Annotated in this window: 18 protein-coding genes; 10 read left to right on the plus strand and 8 right to left on the minus strand. The window is 65.0% G+C overall.

Annotated elements, in window-relative coordinates; all coding sequences use genetic code 11:
- Nucleotides 1–103: 103 nt before the first annotated feature.
- On the plus strand, nucleotides 104–3,076 hold the full coding sequence (locus tag NHH88_17885; protein USX11582.1) for a trypsin-like peptidase domain-containing protein: 2,973 nt from the start codon (nucleotides 104–106) through the stop codon (nucleotides 3,074–3,076).
- A 54-nt stretch (nucleotides 3,077–3,130) separates the two neighbouring features.
- On the opposite strand, the gene kefC is transcribed toward NHH88_17885, so the two are convergent.
- A complete protein-coding gene (gene kefC, locus NHH88_17890; protein USX11583.1) occupies nucleotides 3,131–4,981 on the minus strand; it encodes a glutathione-regulated potassium-efflux system protein KefC in 1,851 nt (616 codons plus the stop codon).
- 196 nt (nucleotides 4,982–5,177) lie between these two features.
- Here kefC and NHH88_17895 point away from each other — a divergent pair, with 196 nt between their 5' ends.
- Both NHH88_17895 and NHH88_17900 read left to right on the plus strand, forming a co-directional pair.
- Entirely contained in the window at nucleotides 5,178–5,801 is a 624-nt protein-coding gene (locus NHH88_17895; protein USX11584.1) for an FxDxF family PEP-CTERM protein, read from the plus strand.
- A gap of 211 nt (nucleotides 5,802–6,012) precedes the next feature.
- Nucleotides 6,013–7,041, plus strand: coding sequence for a diguanylate cyclase (locus NHH88_17900; protein USX11585.1), 1,029 nt, complete (start codon nucleotides 6,013–6,015; stop codon nucleotides 7,039–7,041).
- A 27-nt stretch (nucleotides 7,042–7,068) separates the two neighbouring features.
- Here NHH88_17900 and NHH88_17905 read toward each other — a convergent pair whose 3' ends face one another.
- Nucleotides 7,069–7,467 carry an ACT domain-containing protein gene (locus NHH88_17905; protein ID USX11586.1) on the minus strand — a complete coding sequence of 133 codons (399 nt, stop codon included), beginning with the start codon at nucleotides 7,465–7,467 and terminating at the stop codon, nucleotides 7,069–7,071.
- Between the two features lie 226 nt (nucleotides 7,468–7,693).
- Between NHH88_17905 and NHH88_17910 the strand changes: the two genes are divergently transcribed.
- From NHH88_17910 to NHH88_17925, 4 genes are read left to right on the plus strand one after another with little or no spacing between them, the layout of a single operon-like run.
- The gene (locus tag NHH88_17910) at nucleotides 7,694–8,506 is read left to right on the plus strand and encodes a DUF1080 domain-containing protein (protein USX11587.1); all 813 of its coding nucleotides are present in this window, start codon (nucleotides 7,694–7,696) and stop codon (nucleotides 8,504–8,506) included.
- 3 nt (nucleotides 8,507–8,509) lie between these two features.
- Nucleotides 8,510–9,382, plus strand: a complete 873-nt coding sequence (locus NHH88_17915; protein ID USX11588.1) for an FAD:protein FMN transferase — start codon at nucleotides 8,510–8,512, stop codon at nucleotides 9,380–9,382.
- Nucleotides 9,369–10,667 carry a Gfo/Idh/MocA family oxidoreductase gene (locus NHH88_17920; protein USX11589.1) on the plus strand — a complete coding sequence of 433 codons (1,299 nt, stop codon included), beginning with the start codon at nucleotides 9,369–9,371 and terminating at the stop codon, nucleotides 10,665–10,667. Before NHH88_17915 ends, NHH88_17920 begins: the two co-directional genes overlap by 14 nt.
- 55 nt (nucleotides 10,668–10,722) lie before the next feature.
- Nucleotides 10,723–12,132, plus strand: coding sequence for a Gfo/Idh/MocA family oxidoreductase (locus tag NHH88_17925; GenBank protein ID USX11590.1), 1,410 nt, complete (start codon nucleotides 10,723–10,725; stop codon nucleotides 12,130–12,132).
- 91 nt (nucleotides 12,133–12,223) lie between these two features.
- Here the strand turns inward: NHH88_17925 and NHH88_17930 are convergent, their stop codons facing one another.
- On the minus strand, nucleotides 12,224–13,762 hold the full coding sequence (locus NHH88_17930) for a PLP-dependent aminotransferase family protein (GenBank protein USX11591.1): 1,539 nt from the start codon (nucleotides 13,760–13,762) through the stop codon (nucleotides 12,224–12,226).
- A gap of 98 nt (nucleotides 13,763–13,860) precedes the next feature.
- Between NHH88_17930 and NHH88_17935 the strand changes: the two genes are divergently transcribed.
- The 3 genes from NHH88_17935 to udk all read left to right on the plus strand — a co-directional run bounded on the left by NHH88_17935 (nucleotide 13,861) and on the right by udk (nucleotide 16,241).
- Entirely contained in the window at nucleotides 13,861–14,499 is a 639-nt protein-coding gene (locus NHH88_17935; protein USX11592.1) for an FMN-binding negative transcriptional regulator, read from the plus strand.
- Between the two features lie 98 nt (nucleotides 14,500–14,597).
- Nucleotides 14,598–15,506 carry a DNA-binding protein gene (locus NHH88_17940; protein ID USX11593.1) on the plus strand — a complete coding sequence of 303 codons (909 nt, stop codon included), beginning with the start codon at nucleotides 14,598–14,600 and terminating at the stop codon, nucleotides 15,504–15,506.
- Nucleotides 15,507–15,599: 93 nt separating this feature from the next.
- Nucleotides 15,600–16,241 carry a uridine kinase gene (gene udk, locus NHH88_17945; protein USX11594.1) on the plus strand — a complete coding sequence of 214 codons (642 nt, stop codon included), beginning with the start codon at nucleotides 15,600–15,602 and terminating at the stop codon, nucleotides 16,239–16,241.
- Nucleotides 16,242–16,675: 434 nt separating this feature from the next.
- On the opposite strand, the gene NHH88_17950 is transcribed toward udk, so the two are convergent.
- The 5 genes from NHH88_17950 to NHH88_17970 form a co-directional block, all read right to left on the minus strand.
- Nucleotides 16,676–19,066: a TonB-dependent siderophore receptor gene (locus tag NHH88_17950; protein USX11595.1), complete on the minus strand. Its 2,391-nt coding sequence runs from the start codon at nucleotides 19,064–19,066 to the stop codon at nucleotides 16,676–16,678.
- An 87-nt stretch (nucleotides 19,067–19,153) separates the two neighbouring features.
- A complete protein-coding gene (locus NHH88_17955) occupies nucleotides 19,154–20,161 on the minus strand; it encodes a FecR domain-containing protein (GenBank protein ID USX11596.1) in 1,008 nt (335 codons plus the stop codon).
- An 18-nt stretch (nucleotides 20,162–20,179) separates the two neighbouring features.
- Entirely contained in the window at nucleotides 20,180–20,713 is a 534-nt protein-coding gene (locus NHH88_17960) for a sigma-70 family RNA polymerase sigma factor (protein USX11597.1), read from the minus strand.
- 117 nt (nucleotides 20,714–20,830) lie between these two features.
- Complete coding sequence (locus NHH88_17965) at nucleotides 20,831–22,495, minus strand: glycoside hydrolase family 43 protein (GenBank protein USX11598.1); 1,665 nt, start codon at nucleotides 22,493–22,495, stop codon at nucleotides 20,831–20,833.
- 30 nt (nucleotides 22,496–22,525) lie between these two features.
- A complete protein-coding gene (locus tag NHH88_17970) occupies nucleotides 22,526–25,615 on the minus strand; it encodes a TonB-dependent receptor (GenBank protein USX11599.1) in 3,090 nt (1,029 codons plus the stop codon).
- Nucleotides 25,616–25,631: the final 16 nt, after the last annotated feature.

Raw genomic sequence — 25,631 nt, forward strand, 5'->3', positions numbered from 1 at the left:
GTACGAGTCTTTGATCTGGTCGAGCACGCGGTCGCGGGCGCGGCCGTCAAATGGGATCGTCGACCGCCCAATTGGACGGCGCACTTCGTCCAAGGAGAACATCATGAGTCATCGTATCGGTCGCGTCATCCACGACGGCCGCACCGTCACCCAGGCGTCGGGCATCGACCTCGACCCGTCCGACGGGCCACACGGTCCCGTGCGCTTTGTCATGCTCCATTTCGACAACGCCAATCTTTCCGGCGCGGCGCGCCTGACCGTGCCGTTGGGGTACGGCACCGACGTGTTCACGGCCAGTTCGGGCAGCACCTTCTGGTCGCGGCCGATCGACGCGGCAACGTTGCCGATACAGATCCGCATCAGCGGCGGCGATGGCAGCGTTCGGTTGCTGGAGTTCGGCGTTGGCGAACCCGACGTGCCGCCCGGCCACCCGCCGGGCACCGCCGAGGGCAGTTTGACCAACCCGGACGTGTTTCTGCACACCAGTCCCTATGTTGATCCGACCTACGAAACCCGGGTGCAGTGCGGCGGCGCCTTTGACTGGCAGAATGCGGCATGCCCCTTGTCTCCCATCGCCGACAGCGTGCGCAGCCGTGTCGCGGCGGCGACCGGCATCATCGTCGAGGCCCACGGCGACCATCTCACCACCTGTAGCGGCACGCTCATCGCGGCCGATCTGTTCCTCACCGCCAGGCATTGCCTGCCCGATCCCAATCGTGCTGACCAGTTGAGCGCTTCGGTCTCGTTCGACTACGCCACGGCATGCGATGGCACCCGGCCGGCCGGGCATGTGACGCGCTTTTTCAAGGTCACCGAGGACGTCGCGTCGGGCAGCCCGCCGGTCGGCTCGAGCCCGCCGCCCGCCACCGACTGGGTGGTCGTGCGGCTCGACGCCGCGCCCGGCGCGTTGCCGGCGCCGTTGACGCTGCGGGAGGCCTCGCTGATGCCCAACGAGACCATCTTCACGATGCACCACCCCAATGGCGCGGTGAAGAAGACGCAGGCCGGCATATTCAGCGGCGGCTCGGTCACGGGCTTCGATTTCGCCGGCGGCAGTTCGGGATCGGCGCTGTTCGACAGCGCGGGCCAACTCGTCGGCGGCCCGCTGAGCCGGGGCTCCGGCTGCTTTGCCAGCTTTGCGCCGGCCGCCGCGATCAAAGCGGCGCTGTCGAACCCGCCGGCGCCGCCCGCGCCGATCGATGTCATGGTGGTGTTCGACCACTCGGGCAGCATGGCGGCCAGCGCCCCTCCCATCGGGCGCAGCAAGCTGGCCGAAGCCCAGGACGCGGCGTCCCTGTTCGTGCAGCTGGTGCGCGAAGGGCAGGGCGACCGCATCGGCCTGGTCGGATTCAGCACGCTGGCCGACATTGTGGTGCCGCCGGCGCCGGCCGCCACGGCCAAACCGGCGTTGGTGGGGCCGCCGCCGTTCACGGGCGGACACATCGGCGCCATTACGGCCGGCGGGGCGACCAGCATCGGCGCCGGCGTCGGCACGGCCTTGCTCGCGCTGGGCGGCACGGCCAATCAGCGCGCAATCCTGCTGTTGACCGACGGCTTGCAAAACACCGCGCCCATGCTGGAGGAAGTGGAGGGCGCGCTGGGCAACACCATCGTCAACGTGATCGGCCTCGGATCGGACGCCGATATCGACGGCCCGCTGTTGAGCCGGGTGGCGCACGAGCACGGCGGCCATTTCACGCGCGCGACCGACGGCCTGGCGCTGCGCAAGTTCTTCGGCCTGAGCTTCGGCAACATCTTCGAAACGGGCGCCCTCAGCGACCCCGAGTTCGTGCTCAAGGCCAGCCAGAAGGCGTCGGACCCGCATCACTTCGATGTCTGCGGCGAGCAGCGCATCACGCTCGCGCTGACGTGGGACGACCTGGCGGCGCCGCTGCGCGCGGCCATCTACACGCCGTCGGGCCAGCTGGTGTCGGAGCGGACCATCGTTCCGGTGCGCGGGCGCAGCTGGGTGTTCTGGCGCATACCGCTGCCGCACGAGGGCGAGCGCGACGGCCGCTGGACATTCGTGGTCGACCGGGTGCCGACCGGCGGCGAGTTCCCGCCGGAGGCGACCGATGTGCGTTACCAATACATTGTCATCTGCGCCGGCGGTCCCAAGCTCGTTTCGTTGACGCCCAAGCGGCGCCATTACACGGGCGATACCTTCGATCCCCTCGTGGCGCTGCATTACCCCGACCGCACTTTTCCGCCCGCGACGGTGGTCCTGCACATCGAACGGCCCGATATCGCCTTGGGGCAGCTGGCCACGGACGCCGGCCTGCGCCCGCCGGTGGTGGTCGGCGACACACTCGACGCCTTCCATGCGACGCTGCAGGCCATCGCGCGCGGCGCCGGGGGAACCTTGCCGATTCCGACGTCCAGGTTGCAGGTGCCGCTGTGCGACGACGGCATGCACGACGACGGCGCCATGGAGCCGGACGGCGTCTACAATCACCCGTTGAGCGACCTGTTCCGCGCCGAGGGCACCTACCAGTTCCGCGCGGTCGCCACCTTCGGCGAAGGCTGCACCACCACCCGTGAGGCGCACTGGTCCGTGCACGTCGTGCCGGCGATCGACCCCGACCGCACCATCGTCACCGTGGTGGCGGGCGGCGACGGCCCCGATGGCCGCGCGGGCACGCTGGTCATCACGCCCATCGACCCATACGGCAATCCGATCGGCCCCGGCCGGGGTGGCTTGTTCGTGGTGTCGCCGTTGCCGGGTGTTCGAATCATCGGCACGCCGCATGACCGGGGCGACGGCAGCTACGAAGTGGACGTTGTCTGGGACCCGGAGATCACGGCGCAGCCCGGTGTCATCGTGCAGCAGCCCGACCGGCCGCCCATCGTTGTATCGCCGGCGCCTGGTGACGGCGAATGCCCGCCGCGCGATTGCCGCGAGGCCGCCTGTGACCTCCTGGATTGCCTCGGGTTAGAGGGCGTGGACACAAAATCGGTGCGCGTCACGCGCGTTTGCCTCGAAGTCGACGTCCAACCGCCGCCATGCAAGCCGGACAGTGGTGATGACAAGGCGCGCCAGGCCGGGAAGCCGCGCCGGAAGGGGCCCTGCTGCTAATCGGGCCGGCGGCCACTCCGGGGTCAGGTCCTCCATTGCTACACGAGCTGTGCCCTAAGGCTTGTTAGTGCCGGGCTCGTGTCCGAATGTCGGACCTGACCCCGGCTGTTGGGGTTGGTTTTCGGCGGTTTTGAAGGCGGCGGCGTCGCCGGCGAACATTTCCTCCAGTTCCAGGCGTCCCTTGCGCGTGAGCGAGACCATCTCGTCCTGATCCTGCTGGTGCGGGTACACTTCCATCAGCATCTTGAGGTTGTGCGTGCGGAAGGTGCGCGCGGCATGCTCGGCGCGTTCGGCGGCAAAGCCCAGCTGTTGCAGTACCTTGGCGCCGAGTTGCAGCGACGACTCGAAGGTCTCGCGCTCGATCAGCGTCACGCCACGGTCCAGTAGTTCGTAGTAGTGGGTGACATTGCGCGCCCGCGCCAGGATCGTCAGCGATGGATAGCGCTCGCGCACGGCGTCGACCAGCGCCAGGCTGTCGTCGACGTTGTCGATCGCGATCACCAGGGTGGTGGCCTTGCCGATGCCGGCCGCTTCCAGCAGGTCGATGCGGGTGGCGTCGCCGTAGAACACTTCGTAGCCGAATTTGCGCAGCAATTCGATCTGGTCGGGATCGTGGTCGAGCACCGTGACGCCGATGCGGTTGGCCGACAACAGGCGGCCGATGATCTGGCCGAAACGGCCGAAGCCGGCGATGATGACAGGGTGCTCGACCGTGATCTTGTCCGCTTCGCGCTTCTTTTTCGCCGTGCGCAGGCGCGGCGCGGCCAGCTTGTCGTACAGCAGCAGCAACAGCGGCGTGGCCACCATCGATAGCGTTACCACCATCACCAGCATGGCCGAGGTCTCCGACGCCAGCACCCTGGCTTCGACGGCCGTGCCGAACACCACGAAGGCGAATTCGCCGCCCTGCGACATCAGCAGCGCGAAGAACAGCCGCTGGCCGCGCGGAATGTCGAACCAGAAGGACATGCCGTACAGCAGGCCGCCTTTGAGCAGCAGCAGGCCGCAGGTGAGCCCCGCCACCAGCAGCGGATGGGCCAGCAGCACGCCGAAGTCGGCCGACATGCCGACCGCCATGAAGAACAGGCCCAACAGCAGTCCCTTGAACGGCTCCAGGTCGCTGACCAGCTGGTGGCGGTATTCGGAGTCGGCCAGCAACACGCCGGCGGTGAACGTGCCCAGCGCCAGCGACAGCCCGACCGATTCCATCAGCAGACAGATGCCGATCACCAGCAGCAGCGCGAAGGCGGTGAACAACTCGCGCAGGCCGGTGCGGGCGAGAAAACGCATCACCGGGTTGACCAGGCAGCGGCCGAAGGCGACCAAGGTCAGCAGCACCGCCACCAGCTTGACGGCGCGCATCCAGCCGCCGCTTTCATGCTCGGCGGCCACGCCGGCCAGCAGCGGCACCAGCGCGATCATCGGGATGGCGGCGATATCCTGGAACAGCAAAATGGAAAAGCTCGCCGAGCCGGCGGGGCTCGGCATCAGCTTGCGCTCGCCCAGGGTGGCGAGCACGATGGCGGTCGACGACAGCGACATGCCGAGGCCGGCGACCAGGGCGATCTTCCAGTCGACGCCGAACGCCATGGCCGCCGCCGCGAGCGCCGCGCTGACGATGAGCACCTGCACGCCGCCCCAGCCGAAGATGGGCCGGCGCAGCGACCACAGTTTTTTCGGCTCCAGTTCCAGGCCGATCAGGAACAGCATCAACACCACGCCAAATTCCGAGACGCTCAGCACGTCCTCCACATTGCCGATCAGCGACAGGCCCCACGGGCCGATGAGGGCGCCGGCGGCCAGATAACCGAGCACCGCGCCCATGCCGGCCCGCTTGGCCAGCGGCACCAGCACGACGGCCGCCACCAGATAAAACACCATGTGTAAGAGAAAGCCGTGTGCCATAAGGGTCCGTTGTGCGCGCCGCTGCCGGCGCTGATTGTCGAGCTTGCAAGTATCTCATCGGGCGGAGCTTGCCGTCCACCACCGGAATGGAGAGGGTTCGTAAAAAAATACCAAGTTTCTTGAACTATTTCCAACGTATCGGGAATGTACGGTAGGCAGCCGAGTGGCGCCTCCCACAACGATAAGGATGACAAGAATGAAAACTTTGTTAAAGAATACGCTGGCCGTGGCCGCGCTGGCCCTGACGGCCCATGCCCACGCCGTGACCGACGTGTCCGGCGATTTCCTGGCCGGCTACACCGGCAGCCGCGACGCCGCCTTCGACGTGCTGTCGGCCGACGTCAGCTTCAACGCCGCCACCAATGAGTTCGTGTTCAGCACGACGGCGGCGGGCGCGATCGCCGGCGTCAACGGCGCCGCCTACGTCTTCGGCCTCAACGCCGGCGGCACGGCCAACGCGCCGTTCACGTCGGTCGGACTGCCGGGCGCGGTCTTTAACCGCACGGTCACCTTGCGCGCCAACGGCACTGCCGGGGTTGGCGCCACGCCGATCACCGAGCAAATCGTCGGCGACCGCATTTTCACCACCGTGTCGGCATCGCTGCTGCCATCGAACGGCCTGGCGTTCAAGGATTACACCTGGACCGTGTGGTCCATCGATACCAACGTCGCCGGGCTCGCCCGTCTGGCCGACTTCGCGCCGGACGCCAACATCAACGTCACGGCGGTGCCGGAACCGGCGACCTACGGCATGCTGCTGGCCGGACTGGGAATGCTGGGCATGGTGGCCCGCCGCCGCCGCGCGAGCGCCGAGGGCTGATCCAGGCGGGTTGCAAAGGCGCGGTGACGCCGGCGGTTGTCGTTTGGCGGGCACTTGCCCGGCGGATTAAGCGGATGTTTGTGTCGTGGCGATCACGGATGTGGTACCGTAATTGCTGTAGGAACCTATTTTCCAAATGGAAATATAAAGTGGAAATATAATCGGGTTCCTGCGGCGATCGGCCGGCCACACGCTGAACGGAAAGCACCGCATGACATCACGCAAGTCCAGCCGGGACCCTCCCGGCCCGGCGTCCGTCGCGGCCGGGCAGACCCGCGCCGCCTCTTTCACCGTCGAGCCGCGGCTGGCCGCCAGCTTGGCTGCCATCCTGCTGCGTAACGCCGACGAGAGCGACAACGGCATCGCCATGCTCGACGCCGGCAACATCTTCCTGTACCACAACCAAGCCTTCGCGCAGATGTTCGGCTTCGCCGACGACACCATGGTCGGCAAGCACTACGACGATATGATGATCTGGGCCTACACCCACCGGTGCGGGCCGTTGATCGAGGCGGCCAGCATCGAGGAGTGGTTGTGCCATGTGCATACCCGGCAGCGCAGCGCCCGCTTCCGCAGCTTCGAGGTGGACCTGATCGACGGCCGCTGGCTGCTGATCACCGAGCAGGTGAACGCCGGTGGCGAAATGGTGGTGATGTGCACCGACATCACCCGCCAGAAACAAACCGAATTTGAACTTAAACACGCGCACGCCGAGCTGAGGCGGCTGGCGCTGACCGACGAACTCACCGGCATCCCGAACCGGCGCCAGCTCTTCCCGCGCTTCGACGTCGAGCTGGAGCGGGCCGAGCGCCACGGCTCTCCGCTGTGTCTGGCGATACTGGACCTCGACCACTTCAAGCACGTCAACGACCGCTACGGCCACGCGGCCGGCGACGCCGTGCTGCGCCACTTCGCCGATTTTCTGGTGCGTTGCTTGCGCGCGGCCGACGTGGTGGGCCGATTGGGGGGCGAGGAATTCGCCGTGCTATTGCCGGAGACCGGCATCGAGGAGGCGCTGTTTGTGTTGCGCCGTGTGGTGGAGCAATTGGCGGAGGAGACCGTGGACGCGGTCTCCCCGGGGTTCGCCTACGCTTTTTCAGGCGGTGTGGCGGCTGCCGGCCAGGCCCGGCCGGCGACCGCGCAACGCTTGCTGGCGTGCGCGGACCGCGCGCTCTACCAAGCCAAGAGCGGCGGCCGCAACCGCATCAACGCATATGTACCGGACGACTACGGGACATAGGATGGTCCGGCCGGCTAAACCAGAGTTTCACTGTATCTCATCGGAAGCGACCAGCAGGTGGCCGGCGGCGGTCAACAGCGGTAACGCGCGCGCCAGATCGCCGCGTTGCACCAGCAAATGATCGCCGTCAAAGGTCGATACCACGAAAATGCCGATACCGCCGCGCGACAAGGGTTCGATCACTGACAACACGATGCCGGTGGCGCCGAAGGCGAACGGGCCGACGAACCGCCAGCACACCCAATCCTGCTCCGACTGTATTCCCGCCGGCACCCGCCCGGCGCGGCAGACGATGGACAGCTCCTGGCGCGAACGGCTGATGGTGACAAAGCCTTCGCCGTCGGCCCAGGCGGGGATCGGCTGATCCGGGGCGAGGCGGCTGACGGCGTAGGGATGAGGGTCTTGCTCGAGCGTGATCTGGTGCATGCGGGTTCCTGGCTTCAAAGTATGTCGGCGCCAAGATAGATCCGCGCCGCCCGGCCGTCCAGTCAATAATTTTCACCGCCCATTCGCGCCGCTAATGGCTGCCGCCTTGCCAAGCGGCCCCGCGTGCGTTGATTACGCCCCCATCCCGTCCCTGAAAAAGTTGTTTCCCACGCGAGAAAGATTGCGCTATCATTTGTGCCGACGCAGTCTGATTCGAGGGGATTTGATGAGCAAATTCGCAGCGATAGTACTACTCGCCGGGTCCGCCATGATGGCGGGCGCGACGGCCGTGGCGGCGCCGGGGCCGGCGCAGCGGAACTGTGCGGACGGCGCCGCCCAAACCAGCCTGACCCCGGCGGAGAAGGCGGAAGGCTGGCGCATGCTCTGGGACGGCCGCACATCCGAGGGCTGGCGCGCCGTCAAATCGGATGAGTTCCCTCAAAAAGGCTGGCAAATGTGCGGCGGCGTGCTGTCCGTGCAGGGCAGCGACGGCGAGGAATCGCAAGGCGGCGGCGACATCATCACCAAACAGCGCTACGCCGATTTCGAGTTGAGCGCCGAGTTCAAGACGACGCCGGGCGCCAACAGCGGCATCAAGATCTTCACCCAGCCGACCCTCAGCGCCATCGACAAGGTCACCGGCAAGCCCACCCAGATCGGTTCGGCCATCGGCCTGGAGTTCCAGGTGCTCGACGACGAGCGCCATCCCGACGCCAAACTGGGCCGCGACGGCAACCGCACCATCGGCTCCTTGTACGACCTCATTCCCGCACCCAAGGACAAGACCGTGATGCCGGTGGGCCAGTGGAACCAGGCGCGCATCGTATCGAAAGGCAAGCTCGTATCGTTCTGGCTCAACGGCAAAAAGACGGTCGAGTTCGAGCGCGGCTCGCCGGCGTTCCGCGCCAGCGTCGCGGGCAGCAAGTTCAAGGAGATTCCCCAGTTTGGCGAATGGCCCGACGGCCACATCCTGCTGCAGGACCACGGTAACAATGTCTCGTTCCGCAACATCAGGATTCGCGAACTGGGCGGAAAATAGGCCATGCCCGGGGCGCCTGTTTTCCAGCACACGTTCGCGGCGATGAACACCCGCTTCACCATGGTGCTGCCATCGGTGGACGCCGCCGAGGGCGCCCCGCTGGCGCGCGAGGTGGAGGCGTTCGTGGGCCGGCAGGAGCGGCTCATGAGCCGGTTCGTGGAGCACGGCGCCGTCGCGCTGATCAATCGGCGCGCGGGACAGGCGGCAGTTGCCGCCGGCGACGCCTGGGACGTGCTGCAAGCCTGCCGCGACCATTGGCGGCGCACCGGCGGCGCCTTCGATATCGCCCAGGGCGCCCGCATCGGCGGGAGCTCGTTCGCCGCGGCGGACAACGGCATGCAACACGTCGAGCTCGACGAAGCCGGCCGCACCGTGCGCTTCGCCTCGCCCGGCGTCAAGCTGGACCTCGGCGGCATCGGCAAGGGCATCGCCCTCGACGAGGTGACGCGGCGCCTGCGCGCCAGTGGAATTGAGCGCGCGTTCCTGAGCTTCGGGGAAAGCTCGATCGCCGTCATCGGCGGCCATCCGGCCGGCCCGCACTGGCCGGTCGGTGTCGTCGATCCCTTGTGCGACGATGCCGCGCTGCACAGTTTTCACCTGCGCGACGCGGCCATGTCCACCTCGGGCAACCGCATCGACGACGGCCAGACCGTCGACCCGCGCACCGGGCTGCGGCGCAACGGGCGATGCGTGCTGTCGGTGGCGTGCGCCAGCGCAACGGACGCGGAAGTGCTCTCCACCGCGCTGTTGGTCACGCCGTGCGCGGAGCGCGCCCGCATATTGAACAAATACCCCGGGGCGGAAGGCGTCGAGTTTGTCTGCTCGACAGCTGCCGGTCCGCCCGGCCTGCACAAGAGATGGCATGATGAATCCTGATTTTCCCGAAGACACCGGCGATCTCGACGAGGACCGCCGGCGCCGGCGCCAGTTCCTGACCCGGCTGGCGGCGACCGTGGCCGGCTCCGGCGTGTTGAGCGCGCTGCCGTGGATCGCTCCGTTGCGCGCGGCGCCGCTCGGTTCAGCCGCGTCCGACCGGGTGCGCCTCGGCGTGATCGGCGTCGGCTCGCGCGGCCGGCGGCTGATGCGGGACCTGTTGCGCACCCCGGGTGTCGAGGTGGTGGCGCTGTGCGACAACTACGCGCCCCATCTCCGGCTGGGCATGCAAGCGGCGGGTGACAAGCCGCTGGCCTTCTCCGACCACCGCGCGCTGCTGGCGACGCCGCACCTGGACGGCGTGGTGATCGCGACGCCGCTCCATCAGCACGCCCCGATGTGCCTCGACGCGCTGGCGGCCGACAAGCATGTGTTTTGCGAAAAAAGCCTGGCGCTGACCATCGACGAATGCCGCGCCGTCGCCCGCGCGGCCGCCGCCAGCAAGCGCGCCTTCCAGATCGGCCACCAGCGCCTGTTCAGCAACCAGTTCCTGCAGGCGCACCAGATGGTGCGCGAGGGCGCGATCGGCAACATCAGCCAGATCCGCGCCTACTGGCACCGCAACGCCAGCTGGCGGAACCCGGCCGCCACGCCGGAACTGGACCGCATCCTCAACTGGCGCCTGTACCGCGCATATTCGGCCGGGCTGATGGGCGAGTTGGCCTCGCACCATTTGCACGTCGCCAACTGGTTCCTCGACGCCGCGCCCCTATCCTGCGTCGGCTACGGCAGCATCAATCACTGGAAGGACGGCCGCGAAGTGCACGACAACGTGAACGTCGTCTACCGCTATCGCGACGGCGTCTCCGTGGTCTACGATTCGCTCAGCAGCAATCGCTTCCACGGCATGGAGGTGCAGATCATGGGGACGAAGGGAACCATCGAGGGGGAGAGCGCCAAGGCCTATTTCGAGCAGGCGCAGCCCGCGCCCGGCGTCGCCAAACTCGTCACCCAGCTTGAGCAGGGCCGGTTCGACACCGTGGCCGTCGCCGCGCCCACCTGGAATCCCGAGCTCAAACAGAGCGCCCAGGGCCTGGCGTTGCGCCGCAACGCCAACGGCGACGACGGCACCGCCGTTTCGTTGGCCGCCTTCGCCAACACCATCCGTTCGGGCCAGAAGATCCCGCAGATGGTCGAGCATGCCTACCGCGCCGGTGTCGCCTCGTTGATGGGGCTGGCCGCTGTCGAGCAGGGCGGCGAGGTCCTGTGGCCGGAAAACTACGAATGAGCCGGTCCTCCACCAAGGCCATGTCAAACACTTGTCAACCACAACTGGAACCGTCATGACCCACACACCTTCCTCGCCGCGCCGCCGCGCCTTCGTCCAGGGCGCGCTCACGGCCGGCGCTGCGACGCTTTTGGTCCCGCGCCTGGCCAAGGCCGCCTCGCCGGGCGACAAGGTCAATCTGGCCTGCGTGGGGATCGGCAACCGCGCCGCCCAGATCATCCTGGACCTGCACGCGACCGGCCTGGCGAACATCGTGGCCTTGTGCGATACCGACATGGGCGCCCCGCAGACCGCGCAAATCCTCAAGTTGTTCCCCGACGTGCCGCGCTTCCGCGATTTCCGCCAGATGTTCGACAAGATGGGCACGCAGATCGACGCCGTCAGCATCGGCACGCCGGACCTCTCCCACTTTCCGGTGGCCATGCTCGCCATGTCACAAGGCAAGCATGTGTATTGCGAAAAACCGATGGGCCAGAGTTTCCGCCAGATCGAATTGATGATGGCCGCCGAGAAGAAATACAAGGTCGCCGCCCAGATGGGCAACCAGGGCCATTCCGGACCCAATTACTTCCAGTTCCAGGCCTGGGTCAACGCCGGCGTCATCAAGAATGTCACCCGCATTACCGCCTATATGAACAACCCGCGCCGCTGGCACGGGATGCGGGTGTCGGGATACTTGCCCGCGCAGCCGCTACCGGATGGACTCGACTGGGACGGCTGGCTCGCCACCGAGCGATTTCACGCCTATAACAAGGGTTATGTGAACGGCGACTGGCGCTCGTGGTTCGACTTCGGCAACGGCGCGCTCGGCGACTGGGGCGCGCACATCTTCGACACCGCCCACGAGTTCCTGCAACTGGGTCTGCCGACCCGGGTGGACGCGATCAAGCTGGACGGCCACAGCCCGTTCATTTTCCCGCAGGCGTCGACACTCGGCTTCCACTTCCCGGCGCGCGGGGCGCTGCCGCCGCTCGACCTGACCTGGTATGACGGCAAGGACAATCTGCCGCCGCTGCCGGCGAACATGGGCGCGTCCGTGGTCGATCCGTCGATCCCGCCGCCGTCGAAAGGCGCGAACGCAGGCGCCGACCAGCTAGCGCCCGGAAAGATTATTTACGGGGAAGGGCTGACGTTCAAGGGCGGCACGCATGGTTCCGAGCTGCAAATCCTCGACGGCGAAAAATCGGAGGCGATCCGCGCGCGCCTGCCGGCGGTCCCGCTTAGCCCCTCCAACCACTACGCCAACTTCCTGCGCGCCTGCATGGGACAGGAAACCTGCCGCTCAAGCTTTGCGGTCGCCGGGCCGTTGTGTCAAACGATGAGCCTGGGCGTCATCGCCCAGCGCGTGAACGCGACGATCGAGTTCGATCCGGTCCGCAAGCGCGTGACCAACCACCGGCTGGCCGACTCGCTGCTGGACGGCGTGCCGCCGCGCAAGGAGTGGGAGCAGTTCTACAAACTGTGAGCCGCGCCACCACCGTCGGGAACATGCCGGCGCCGCAAAGCAAGGGTTCTTGAATTGAGCCAGGACAGCGCGCCGGGCAGGGGCTGCCGGTTCAGGTTTCAGTTGCCGCTTCGGCTCGACCGCGACTCCGATGACTCGGATCCGTTCTCATTGCGATGATGATCGCGGCAAGGCGCTTGACCGCCGCCTCCATCTGATCGTTGCTGAATCCGCCCAGACCGAGCACCAACCCCGGGCGGCCATTGCCCTCCGAGTACATCGGAGACACCGCGCGCACGGCGACTCCCGCTTCCAGGGCGCGTGATGCCAGCAGCACGTCATCGATCCCGCTCGCCAGCCAAAGCACCAGGTGCATGCCTTGGTCGCTCGGCTGCAACCATCCAAGATCCCTGGATATCCATCGATCGAGCATGCCGGTCAGCTGGTTTCGGCGATCGGCGTACACGCTGCGGATGCGCCGGATATGCCGATCCAGATGGCCTTCGGTGATGAAGGCCGCGAGGACGTGCTGGTCGGCGGTTGGCGTATGCCTGTCCATCAGTACGCGCGCGCCGCAGAAGGCGGGCACCAAAGTGTCGGGAACGATGGCGTAGCCCAGGCGCAGCGACGGGAACAGTATCTTGCTGAAGGTGCCCAGGTAGACGACACGGTCCGGCGCCAACCCTTGCAGTGACGGGAACGGATGGCCGGCATAGCGCAGTTCGCTGTCGTAGTCGTCCTCCACGATCCAGGCGCCGTTCTTTTGCGCCCAAGCGAGCAACTCATTCCTGCGCCCCATGCTCATCGGCATTCCCAACGGATATTGATGCGACGGCGTGACAAATGCGGCACGCGCGCCTTCTTCCATCGCAATGCCTGCCTCGACGTTGATACCGGCATCGTCAACCGGAACACGCACCATGCGATCCTGCCACCCTGTGCTTTCCAGAATTCCCGTTATCCCCCGATAGGCTGGGTCTTCCACCCAAGCGCTGTCGGCGGCGCCCAGCAGCACTTTGCAGGCGACGTACAATCCTTGCTGGGTTCCCGACGTGATGATGACTTGCTCGGCACGGCATTGCACGGAACGCGACCTCCGTACGTACTCGGCCACCGCTTCCCGCAGGGCCTTGACGCCTTGGGGATCGTCATAACCCGAGGGCGCGCCCGGTCCCCGGGCCCGGATGCGGTTGCTGAGCCGCCGCCACGTCTCGTCGGGCGCCGCCGGGCCTGTGGGGACGGACACGGCAAAGGGCACCTGCGGGAGCGGCTTGAATTGTTCGGCGATTTTGGCGAAGGCGGCGGCGGATGCCGGGAGCGAGGCGGGCGGCGGATTTACCTTGGTCTGTTGCGCGGCGATAGCTGTGTGCCGCGCTTGCGACAACGCCGAGGCCACTCGCGTGCCGGCCCTGGGTTGGGCCTCGAGAAAACCCTCGGCGATCAGTTGTTCGTACGCCTCCAGCACGGTGCCGCGCGCGATGTCGAGCGCGCCGGCCAACTGGCGGGTCGAGGGCAAAAGATCGCCCGGCTTCAAGTTGTCGGTGCGTATCGCTTCGCGCAGGGCATGGGTCAATTGGCGGCCAAGATGTCCGCTTGAACGGTCCAAGCCGCTAATCGGCGGCAGATCGACTGCTTGGGGGCGTCTGGGCATGCGATTCTGGTCTATTAAAAAATGTCAATTGTGGATCTACATGGTAATCCAGATTCTTCCGATAATCCGTCCACCCGATGAAAACCAGGAGAACTGATATGTATGTACCCGCCCACTTCGATGAGTCCCGCACCGAAGTGCTGCATGACTTCATCAAGCAACATCCATTTGGCATGCTGGTCACGCATGGCACAACTGGGCTTGACGCCAATCATATTCCGTTTGAAATCGACCCCGGGCAGGGCGGGAAGGGCGGTTTGACCGCCCATGTGGCCCGCGCCAACCCGGTGTGGCGGAACGTAGCCGATGGCGATCAGGTGTTGGTGGTCTTTCGCGCCGCCGATGCCTATATTTCGCCAAACTGGTATCCGTCCAAACACGAGTTCCACAAGCAGGTGCCGACCTGGAATTACATGGTGGTCCATGCCTATGGCCGCATCACCATTCGCGACGACGAGCGCTTCGTGCGCGGCGTTGTTGGCCGCTTGACGCGGACGCATGAGGCTTCCCAACCAAAACCGTGGAAGATGACGGACAGCGCCAAGGAAGTCATCGATGCGATGCTGAAAGCGATTGTCGGTGTTGAGATTGAAATCACACGTCTTGTGGGCAAGTCAAAGCTGAGCCAGAACAAGGACGCCCGCGACATACGCGGTGCTGCCGAAATGCTTAAAGACCAAGCGAATCATGTGATCGGCGATGCGATGCTGGCCGGGGTCAAAGCCGGGTCGGACTAGGCAGCGAATCAGGCACGACACAAATAGGTTTCCGCTCCGCATAGAAATGGTACATAATTACGTGGTATGTAATACAGTACGAACCGAACGGAGGAAGTATGGCGAGAGCAGGACTGGAAAAATCGGACGTGAGGAAGGCGCGGGACAGCTTGATCGCTCAGTCCCAGTACCCATCGGTGGACGCGGTTCGCATCGCTCTCGGCAATACCGGGTCCAAAACCACGATCCACAAGTATCTCAGGGAGCTGGAAGAGGAGGAGGGTGGCAGCGCCGGTAAGAAGGCGTCGATCAGCGAAGCGTTGCAAGATCTGGTCGAACGGCTAGCAGCACGCCTTGCTGAAGAAGCCGACGTACGGATCAAGCAGGTCACACACGAGTTCCGCGTCAAGGAACAAGCCAATGCGCAGGCCTTCCAGCAACTGCAAAGCGAACTACTCGCCAGTCAAGAAGCCAACCGTGTGCTGGAGGACCGCCTGCAAAGCGAAATTGCCGGCCATGCCAAAACACGCGCCGCCCTCCAGGCCGAAACCGTCGCGCGCCATACGGCCGGACAGCAAGTGACCGATTTGAAAGATCGGCTTGAGCAGGCGAAGCTGGAGCTGCGCCAACAGCAACTGGCGATACGGGGCAAGCAGGACGAGGTCACCAAACTCAATCAAGAGGGCGCCCGCCTGGTTCTGGAGTTGTCGCATACGAAGCAGTCGCTTTACGAGCAACTAACCAATGGCCGCAAGCTGGAGCAGAAGATCGAGCAGCTTCAGGCTGCCCATCTGCACACGGGCGATCTTCAGCGCCAACTTGTCAGCAAGATCGCCGAAGCCGAGGTGCTGAGCGAGCAACTGAAGGCCTCCGAGGCACAGCTCGAACCGGCAAAGGCACGATTACGCGAGTTCGAGTTGCTGCTGGCCCAGGCCAACGCCAAGGTGCACGCGCAAGACCAGATTGGCGAACAGTTGCAGGCCTATCTCGATAAAATGACGGCAGGTTCGAAGACGAAAGCTAAATAGTTGCATGAAAAGCAGAGGACCACAGGACCGTCGCACGGGTTGGGAATCGAGCCGGTCCCTGTCAGTTCGATCCCGGTTCCGGTATCATTCGGTATGAATAAGATTTCTTTCCATCCTTTTGTTATTGGTGTCGCCGGCGGAAGCGGCAGTGGCAAGTCAACGGTGTCCCAGCAAGTGCTCGCTTCGTTTGGCTCCGATATGGTCTCTGTCGTGATGCAGGACGATTACTACTGCGACCAATCCCACCTCACCCCTGAAGTCCGCCGCAAGCAGAATTACGACCATCCGCAGGCCTTCGACTGGCCTTTGCTTGTGCAGCACGTCAAAGCCTTGCGCAACGGCGAAGCGATCGAGATGCCGGAGTACGACTTTACGCTCGACAATCGCTCCAACCGGACCATTCCGGTCAAGCCGGCGCCGGTCATCGTCATCGAAGGGCTGTTTGCCCTGTATGACGCGGACCTGCGCAAGATGATGTCGCTGAAGATCTTTGTCGACACCGCCTCCGACGTTCGCTTCATCCGCCGCATGCAACGAGATATCACCGAACGCGGCCGTTCGGTGGAAAGCGTCGTCGACCAGTATCTGGAAACCGTCCGCCCCATGCACCAGCAATTCATCGAGCCAACCAAGCGCCATGCCGATGTCATTATTCCGCATGGCGCCAATGGCCCGGCGGTCGATGTGATCACCACCAAGGTGGCGAGCGTTATCGGCCAGTTGAAGCGGCCCTGAGTTCTGGTTAAGGCGGGAGGCTGGAATGAAAAATAGTCGTGTATTCGTTGTTGCTTTGGGTATCGCTATTTTTTGTTCATTTTCTGCATGCACTTACCGGGTCACGCAGATTGAACGAGGGTTTGCGTCAGTCGAAACTGGCGCCCCGGAACGCGCGGTAATTGAAAAGCTTGGCAGCCCGGACGTCGTCGATACGTCCGCTGCCCCTTTTGGCGTCTACGCGTCGGCGCTATGCAGTGCTCCGTGCATCAGACGGCTGTGGTGGGAGCATCCCGTACTCAAAGGAGTAGAAGCTTGGTCGGTTGAACTTGGTTCGACTGGAAACGTATTGACGAAAGCTCATTGGGTATCGCCATAGCGTCGACATAGCAGCCATCGGGATACTCCTCCTCGTGATTTTGGCCAAGGAGGAGTATGGCCCGACGAAGCCCGCATCAGAAACGGTAACCCGCGCTCACATTGACCGTACGCTCGGCGTTGCGATAGCAGAATCTGCCGTCGCAATCGAGCAAAACCTGTTTGTCCAGCAGGTTGTTGAGGTTGACCGAGAACCGCCACGCCCCCTGGTCGACACCAAAGGCGGCATCGACCATGCCGAAGGCGGGATTGATGATCCCTTCATTGCCATAATCCTGGTATGAGCGCGCCTTGCCGTAGTAGCGCACGCCCAACCCCGCATTGGCCAGCAGGGCGTCGCTCAGCTTGAAACTGTACTTGGTCCACACGGAGGCGCTGTGCTTGACGGCGCCCGGCTGCGACAGGCCACGGTCGCCGTTGTTGCTCTGCGTGATTTCGGTGTCCAGGTAGGTGTACTGCGCCACAATGCTGAGATTGCGCAGGATGTCGGCGCGCGCCTCCAGTTCGATACCCTGGGACTTGACCTCGCCGCTTTGCACCAGCGCGTCCGGATCCTGGGACGCGGCGGTGGTCACATTCTTGCGCTCCAGCTGAAAGACTGAAGCCGTGTAACTGACGTTGGCGTTGTCCGGCTGGTAGCGCAGTCCCGCCTCCAGCTGGCGGCCGGTGGACGGCTTGAGCAGTTCGTCATTGACGTCGCGGCCGATCTCCGGCGAGAACGAGGTCGCATAACTGGCGTAGGGCGCCCAGCCGGAATCGAACAGATAGACGCCGCCCAGGCGGCCCGTGGTCTTGCTGGCTGATTGGTCATAGAGCCGCGTCGAGGTGCCCGAGGCCGGCAGTTCGCGCGTATTCGAGTTCTCGGCACGGTCGCGGCGCAAACCGCCGGTGACGACCCACTTGTCCCATTTGAGTTGGTCCTGCAGGTAAAGCCCGGTCTGCTTGAGCGGGAAATAGTCGGCGCGTGGCGCGGCCGAGGCAACCGGGACCTGCGCGCCGCCGTACACCGGGTTGTACAGGTCCAGGTTCGGCATCACGCCGATGTCGTACGGGTTGCGGTTGGTCGTTTTGTTGTCGGCGTAGTCCACCCCGATCAGGACGTTGTGCGTCATTCCGGCGGCCCGGAACGACGCCTGCGCGCGCGTATCTACTTGCAGGCCGCGCCAGGCGGAACTGGTGGGGAAGAAGAGGCGGGTGACGGAGCGCCCGTCGGCCAGCAGCGCGCGGGGGAAGACGTCGCCTTCGTCGCGTTTCAACTTGGTGTAGCGCAGGTTTTGCTGCACCGTCCACATGTCGTTGAAGCGGTGCTCGAACTCGTAGCCCAGTGCATGGTTTTCGCGTTCCCAGCGGTTGTCCCTGCCGCCGAGGTTCACACTCGGATCGGGTTGTCCCAGCGCGCCGGGATTTTGCAACTGGTTGCCCCAGGCGTAGGATTGATCGTCCTTCTGGTATTGGGCGAGCAGGGTCAACCGGGTATCGGCGCCGGGCTGCCAGGTCAGCGCCGGCGCCACATAGACGCGGTCATCGCGGTCGAGATCGAGTCGGGTGCCGGATTTGCGTCCCAGCACGGTGACGCGGTAGGTCCACTCGCCGCGCTCGTCCAGCGCGCCGCCGACATCGGCCTTGATCTGTTTGCGGTCATAGGTGCCGTACTCGACGCCGATCTCGCGCACGGCGGTGGCCGAAGGACGCTTGGAGACGGCGTTGATCATGCCGCCCGGCGGCGACTGGCCGTACAGCACCGAGGCCGGTCCGCGCAGCACTTCCAGGCGTTCCAGGCCGTACGGCTCGATGGGCGCGGCATAGGCACGGCCGGAGGTTAGCAGGCCGTCGCGGAAAATGCCGGCGTTGCCCAGGTCGAAGCCGCGCAGCATCGAAAATTCGTCGACCGCCCAGGGTTTCATATTCGGCGTTACGCCGGCGGTGTAGCGCAGCGCCTCATCCAGGGTCTCCACCTTGCGGTCGGCCAGCTCGTCGGCGGTGACCACCGATACCGATTGGGGATTTTCGATCAGGCGGCTGTCGGTCTTGGTCGCCGTGGCGCTGCGTCTGGCGACATAGCCGTCGACATGGCCCAGGGCCGCTTCACGCTCGGCTCGCACCTCCACCGCCGGCAGCGCGACGGCGGCGTCCGGGCGCGGCGCGGCGACCGGCGCGGCGCCTTCCTTCAGGACATAGCGTCCGTCTCCTTGCCGCACGGCGTCCAGCCCACTGCCTTTCAGCAGGCGGTTCAACGCGTCCTGCGGTGCCAGCGTGCCTTGCAAGCCGGCACTGGTCTTGCCGGCGGTTAGCGCGCCGTCGGCGGCGATGTACACGCCCGATTCGGCGGCGAAGCGCGCGATGGCGGCACTTAACGGGCCGGCAGGGATGTTGTAGGAACGAGGGGCGGCGTCAGCGGCGAAGGCCGGGGCGGTCATGGCGGCGACCATCAGGCCGGCCAGGGCGTGTTGTGCGAAATGGGATGTCATGCGTACTTTCGGAAAATGGGAAATAGCTGTCTTCAATCTGCTTTCCGAACAACATCCAAAAAAGGGAACCGAATTCCGAAATTATTTTTACCTATCGTCCTGGCGGGCCTCGACCGTGACCCACCACGGCAGCACGAAACGCGCCCGCACCGGCAAAGCCGCCTCCAGCATCGCCAGCGCCTGACTGGTGTCTCGCACCGGGAAACCGCCCACCACGCGCAGCCCGGCAATGGCTGGATCGCAGCCCAGATGGCCGCGACGGTAGCGCGCCAGTTCGGCCAGGAACTGTTCCAGCGGCATGTCTTCGGCGACCAGCATGCCTTGCGTCCAGGCCTGGCGCGTGGCAGGCAGCGCGGCCGGGGCCGAAATGTCGCCTTGCGAGAACCTGACTTCCTGACCAGCATCGATTACACGGCGCGGCGAGTCCCGGTCAAACGGCGTGATCTCGACGCGGCCCTGGCTTACGCCGACTTGGGTATGACCATCGAACTGACGGACCCCGAAGCGTGTGCCCAGCGCGCGCATGCCCCCATGGGGGCTATGCACGACGAACGGGCGGGGCGATTGACGGGTGTCTGGATGGGTTTCGATCAACACCTCGCCTTTATGCAGCACCAGCAGGCGCAGGCCGCCGTCGAAGCGTTCGTCGACGGCGGTATCGGTATTGAGCCAGAGCCGGGTGCCGTCCGCCAGTACCACATTGCGGCTTTCGCCCACGCCGGTCCGATGCGTCGCGCCCAAGCCGGCGATGGTCGTGCGCACCTCGTCCTGGCGGGACAGTTGCCAGCCCAAACCGACGGTGGCGGCGGTCAACACAAGTGTCTTGATCAGCTTGCGGCGCCGGCGCAGTTGGCTGGCTGCGTGCAGCGCGGAAGTTGCCGCTTCCGGTGCTTCCCTGGCAATGGAAACACCCTGGCTGATGGCCTCAACGCGGGCCCAGGCCCGGCGATTGCCGGCGTCGCTGGCGAGCCAGTCCTGCCAGCGACGCCGTTCGTCATCCTCGACCTTTCCCGAGCGGAAAACGGCAAACCATTCGGCCGCCTGTTCCAGCGTGTCGAAGGGAATATCCTGCGTGGTGTCGTGGCTGCGGCGCATCGGCGGCTTTCGCTCCGCTCAGGCCAGCGCGGCGCGGAACGTCGCGCCCGCTGCCAGGCAATGCAGCATGGCCTGCGCCATATACTTTTTGACCATGCGCTCGGAGACGCAGAGGCGCTCGCCAATTTCGGCGTAGGTCAGGTCGTGCAGTTGCGCCAGCAGGACAGCCGCGCGGGGTTTCTCGGCCAGGCTGGCGAGGATGCGATCGACCTCCATCAGCGTTTCCACGATGATGGCCTGATGCTCGGCCGAAGGCTGGAAGGCCTCGGGGCGCTCCATCATGACCGCCAGCCAGGCGCGCTCGATTTCCTCGCGGCGCCAATGGTCGATCACCAGGCCCTTGGCGATCGTGGTGAGGTAGGCGCGTGGATTTTGGCCTGCGTCGAGCTTGCGCGGACGGACCAGCAGGCGCAGAAAGGTGTCCTGGGTCAAATCTTCGGCGGTGAAAGCGCATCCCAGCTTCTTGCGCAGCCACGCGTGCAGCCAGCCGTGGTGGTCGGCATACAGCGCGTGCAACGGCTGTGGTTGCGCAATCGAGTTGTAGCCCGCCATGTGATGTCGCCCTGGACGCATGAGAATAATTCTCATTATTATATAGCCGTTCAGTGATGCGGTACAAGTCGGGCCCCGGCCCGCAGCGTCGCCGCTAGCGCGGCGACGCGCACCCGTTCAATCCGCCCCGGAGGACTGCACGTAGGGGCCGATGACGACGCCGACAAAGCCCTTGGCTTTTTGCGTGGACAGGAATGTCACGTCGACGTCCTTCTTGAGCGCTTTGACCTGCCCGCCGCTGCGGTAGCTGTAGGCGGAGCGGCCGCCGCGCATCTCCACGATCAGCTCGACACGCTTGTCCGTCACCGGCGCCGATTCCAGCAAGGTTTCCTTGCCATCCTCGTACTTGACCAGCGCAACCATGCGGCGGCCGGCCGTTTGCGTCACGCCCAGGAACAGGTAGTTCGCATCGTTCTGGATGGCGATCAGGCCGGCGCGGTCGCCGTCGCGCCGTGGCGCGTAGTCGACCACGGTCGACACCGTCGCGTCATGGTGTTGCTGGCGACGGCCGATGAAGCCCGGCACACCGTCAAGCTTGCCCAGCGGCTGGCCGGAGTTCAGCACCAAGTCGCCCTTGTCGATCTTGTACAGCTGGCCGCGCGGCGTGCGCATGCCGATCCAGGCGGCGGAGAGGGGCTTGTCGAACTCGTCGACGTAGCTGAAGTCGCCGTTCATCGGCAGCGCGGGCGCCGGCTGGGCAGGGAGTTTGGGCTTGGCCAAGGTGTAGGGCACGGGCTTGCCCTGCTCGAGGATCATCGGCCAGCCGTCTTTCCACGTCACCGGCAGCAGGAAGGTTTCACGACCGATATTATAGAAATTGCCGGGGTAGGGGCGGGTGGCCAGGAAAACCGCCCACCAGTCGCCCTGCTGGGTCTGTACCAGCTTGGCGTGGCCGGTCGTGGTGACCGGATTGGTGCGCGCCGGATCCAGATCGCGCTGGGTCAGGATCGGATTGGCCGGTCCGGGCACATACGGGCCCATGACGTCCTTGGAGCGCAGAATCACTTCGGAGTGGTTGTCCCCGGTCCCGCCTTCCGCGCACATCAGATAATAGTAGCCATCCTTCTTCAACAGATGCGGACCTTCGATCCAGATCGGATTCTTGGCCGGCACCACGCCGCCGTCGATCAGCACCTTCGGCGTGCCGATGCGCTGGAAGCTGGCCGGGTCGATCTCCGTGATCCAGATGGCGCGGTGGCCGTCGTAGCGCGGCGTGCCCACGGGCGCGTCGTTGTGGACCACATAGGCCTTGTCGCCGTCCCAGAAGATCGACGGGTCGATGCCATTCAAACCTTTGATGGTGACCGGTTGGGACCAGGGGCCGGACGGCTTATCCGCCGTGATGACGAAGTTGCCCATGCCGCCGGGGCAGCTGGAGCAGGTGGTGATGATGTAGTAGCGCCCGTTGTGGAACGAGATGTCCGGCGCGTAGATGCCCTGCGAACCGCGCACGCCGGTGAAGTCGACCTGTTCCGGCCGATCCAGCGCGTTGCCGATCTGCGTCCACGTGACCATGTCCCTGGAATGCATGATCGGCAGGCCCGGGAAGTTGGTGAACGAGGAATTGACGATGTAGTAGTCGTCGCCCACGCGGGCGATTGACGGGTCGGGGAAATATCCCGACAGGATGGGGTTGAGGAACTCGCCGGCGCGCGGCTTGGCCTGCTCCTGCGATTTGCCCGCGTAGCTGAAGCGCTCGAAGCGCGCGCTCGCGGCGGTGTCGGCGGCGTACGCCCCCGACACCGCGCACAGTGCCGCGACAAGTAAGATTTTCTGTTTCATATTAACCCTAAAAGTGCGGCACCGGCGGCCTTAGAACTTCATGCGCAGGCCGAGCGCGAAGGTACGGCCCGGATCGTACTGCGACATCGTCGCGTTCGGGAACTGGAAGTATCCGCGACGCTTGGCCTTGTTCAGGTTGACGATGTCGAAGGTGATCATCGGCAGGCCGTCGCGGTCGAACACCTGGTCCAGCTCGATGCTCGACGAGAAGTCCCACTGCTTGTAGGTGTCGCTGAACAGCGCCGCCTGGGTGATGCCGCTCTGGTTCGCCGTCGCCACCTGGCTGCCCTGCGAGTAGGTGTGCATGAAGCGCGCCATGTAGCCGTGGTTCTCGTAGTAGACGCCGAAGTTGTTGGTCTTCTTCGGCACGCCCAGCGCGATGAAACCTTTCGAGCCTTCGCCGCTGGCCTTCTGGTTGATCAGGGTCAGCGTTTCGTTGAAGCCGAAGCCCTTGATCGGCAGCCACTTGTCGAGCGGCTGGACCCAGCCCACTTCCAGGCCGCGGATGCGCAGGATGCCTTCGGCGTTGCGCGGACGGGTCATTACAACGGTGGCCACGTCCGGGCCGCCGCGCGAATCGATCGCCAGCTGCTGCGTCGGAATCAGGGTGCCGTAGTTGATGCCGTACTGCGCCAGCGCGGAGAATGGCAGGGTGACGTTCTCGTCGACGGTGAAGCCGTTGACGCGCTTCTGGAAGCCGGTCACCGACACATAGCCTTCGCGGCCGGTGTACCAGTCGATGCCCAGGTCGATGTTATCCGACAGGTAAGGTTTCAGGTTCGGATTGCCCTGGGTGCCGGTGTCCGCCGAGACGCCGGAGAAATTGACGCCAGGACGCAGCGAGTTCGGATTGACGCGCGTCATGCTGCGCGACAGGGCGGCGCGCACCACCACGTCCTTCATCACGTCGACGGCGATGGTGCCGGACGGCAGCGTGTTGCTGTACTCCGAATCCTGGTAGACCCACGAATCGATGTTCGGATACTTGCTGCCGTTCAGCGGCAAGGTGGCGTTGCGCGGATCGCTGAAGGAATTGCGCGAACCGACCTGCTGTTGGGTGCGGACGTAGCGCACGCCCACGTTCCAGCGGGTATTGAAGCCGGCCGGCGCCAATTCGCCGCTCGCCTCCAGATAGACCGCCTTCGACTTCTCGCGGATGTAGCCGGCGCTGGCGCCGGTCGACGAGGCGCCCGTGTCCGGCGCGTTGCTGTTGAAGAAGTTGTAGTTGGAATCCTGGCGGAAGCGATCCCAATCCAGCGCCAGGTTGCCGTACTGGCCAGGCGTCAGATAGCTCGGCAGCGCGGCGTTGGTGATCAGCGAACCCTGGTAGGTAAGCGGCGCGGTCTGGCCGGCCGTGTAGCCGGTGCCGTAGCCCGGGTACAGCGCGGCGGCGCTGGCGCCAGGCGTGCTGGCGCCGTTGCATGGCGGCGCGCCGTTCGGGCCTTGCAGGAACACCGATGGATTGTTGCCGCAGACGGCGGCCTGCCAGGCGGCGGAATTATCCTGGCCGCGGATGGTGCGGTCGATATCGTCCCAGGCGAATCCGCCCTTGACGGTCAGCTTCTTGTCGCCCCAGGCCAGGTTGGTGTGGAAGCCCTTGGTCTCGGTTTCGCGCAACTCGTTCTGGACGTTGACACGGCCGCCGACCCACTGGTAGTTGGCCGGGTTGTTCAGGTCCATGTTCGAGACGATGGACGGCACGCCGCCGTTGTTCGCGTAGGTGATCGTGTTGCCGCTGTTGGGCGCGGTGATCGGCATGACCGTCGGCGCCTCGTGGGTGAAGCGGCTGCGGTTCCAGTTACCGGCGACGTCGAGCGACAGCTTCGGCGTGATCTTCCACTCCATGCCCGGGTTGATGCCCAGCAGGTCGACCTTGTCCTTGCGCGGGCCGAACTCGATGAAATTGAGCGCGTTGGCGAAGGTGCCGGAGGTCACCGTGCAGCCGTTGGTGCAATCGGTCTTGTCGACTTTCATGTTCAGCGGAATGGCGCCGTTGTTACGCACGGCCCAGGTGTAGCCGTTGCGCGTCATGTCGTCATCCTTCTTGCTGTACATGGTGTCCAGGTAGAAGTGCAGATCCTGCGTCGGACGGTACTCGGCGGCGAACACGCCGGAGATCTTGTCCTTGGTGCCGTAGTACTCCATGGTGCGGCCCAGACGCGGAATGATAGCGTTGTCAATCTGGCCGATCGTCAAGCCGGGATTGTTCGCCAGCAGGAAGGCCTCGTTGATCGGCGTACCCGCCACCAGGCCGTTGCCGGCGCCGGCCGGCACGGTGGCCGGGATGGTCCAGTTGCCACCGCCGGTGTTGTTGCGGGTCGGCGAGCTGCTCTGCGACGCGGTCAGGTTGGGATTGGTCCAGCCGACGGTCTCGAAGCCGGTGGTGCGAGCCTGCTGGCGCGAGAACGAAATGCCGCCCAGGATACCGAACTTGCCGTCCCAGGTATTGCTGGCCAGGATATTGCCGCGCATGCCGGCCTTGTCGGCGATCTGCTGCTTGGTGCCGGTCAGGCCCATGGACAGCTGCTTGCCTTCCTTGTCGAACGGCCGCGCGCTGCGCAGGTTGACGACGCCGGCGGCGCCGCCCTCGATCTGGCCGGCGGTCGGGCTCTTGCTGACGGTGAGCTTGGTGAACAGGTCGGTCGGCAGCAGGTCCAGATCGACTTCGCGGTTGGTGTTGGCGCCGTCGATCGGGCCGGACGACGCCACGGCGATCGGGGAATTGTTCAGCAAAATCTTGGTGAACGACGAGCCCAGGCCACGGATCTGGATGGTCATGCCTTCGCCGGTGACGTCGCGCGACACGCCGACGCCGGGAACGCGGCTGAGCGACTCGGCCAGGTTTTTGTCCGGGAATTTACCGAAATCCTCGGCGTTGATCGAATCCTGGAAGCCGACGGCTTGCTTCTTGTCGCGCGCGGAAGACAGCAAGCTGTTGCGGTAGCCGGTGACCTGGACGCTGGTGATCGGCGCCTCGGCGGTGGTGGCGGCAGGGGTGGCTGCGGTCGTCTCGGTGGCGGGGGCGGGGGCGGTTTGCTGGGCGTATGCCTGGGCGATCATACTGGCCATGACGGTCAGTCCAAGCGCGGCGCGCCGGCTGGCGGTCGTTCGTTGATTCATTGCGGTCTCCTGTTTT

Source organism: Oxalobacteraceae bacterium OTU3CAMAD1 (genome assembly GCA_024123915.1).
In the GTDB taxonomy this organism is placed as follows: Bacteria; Pseudomonadota; Gammaproteobacteria; order Burkholderiales; family Burkholderiaceae_D; genus Rugamonas.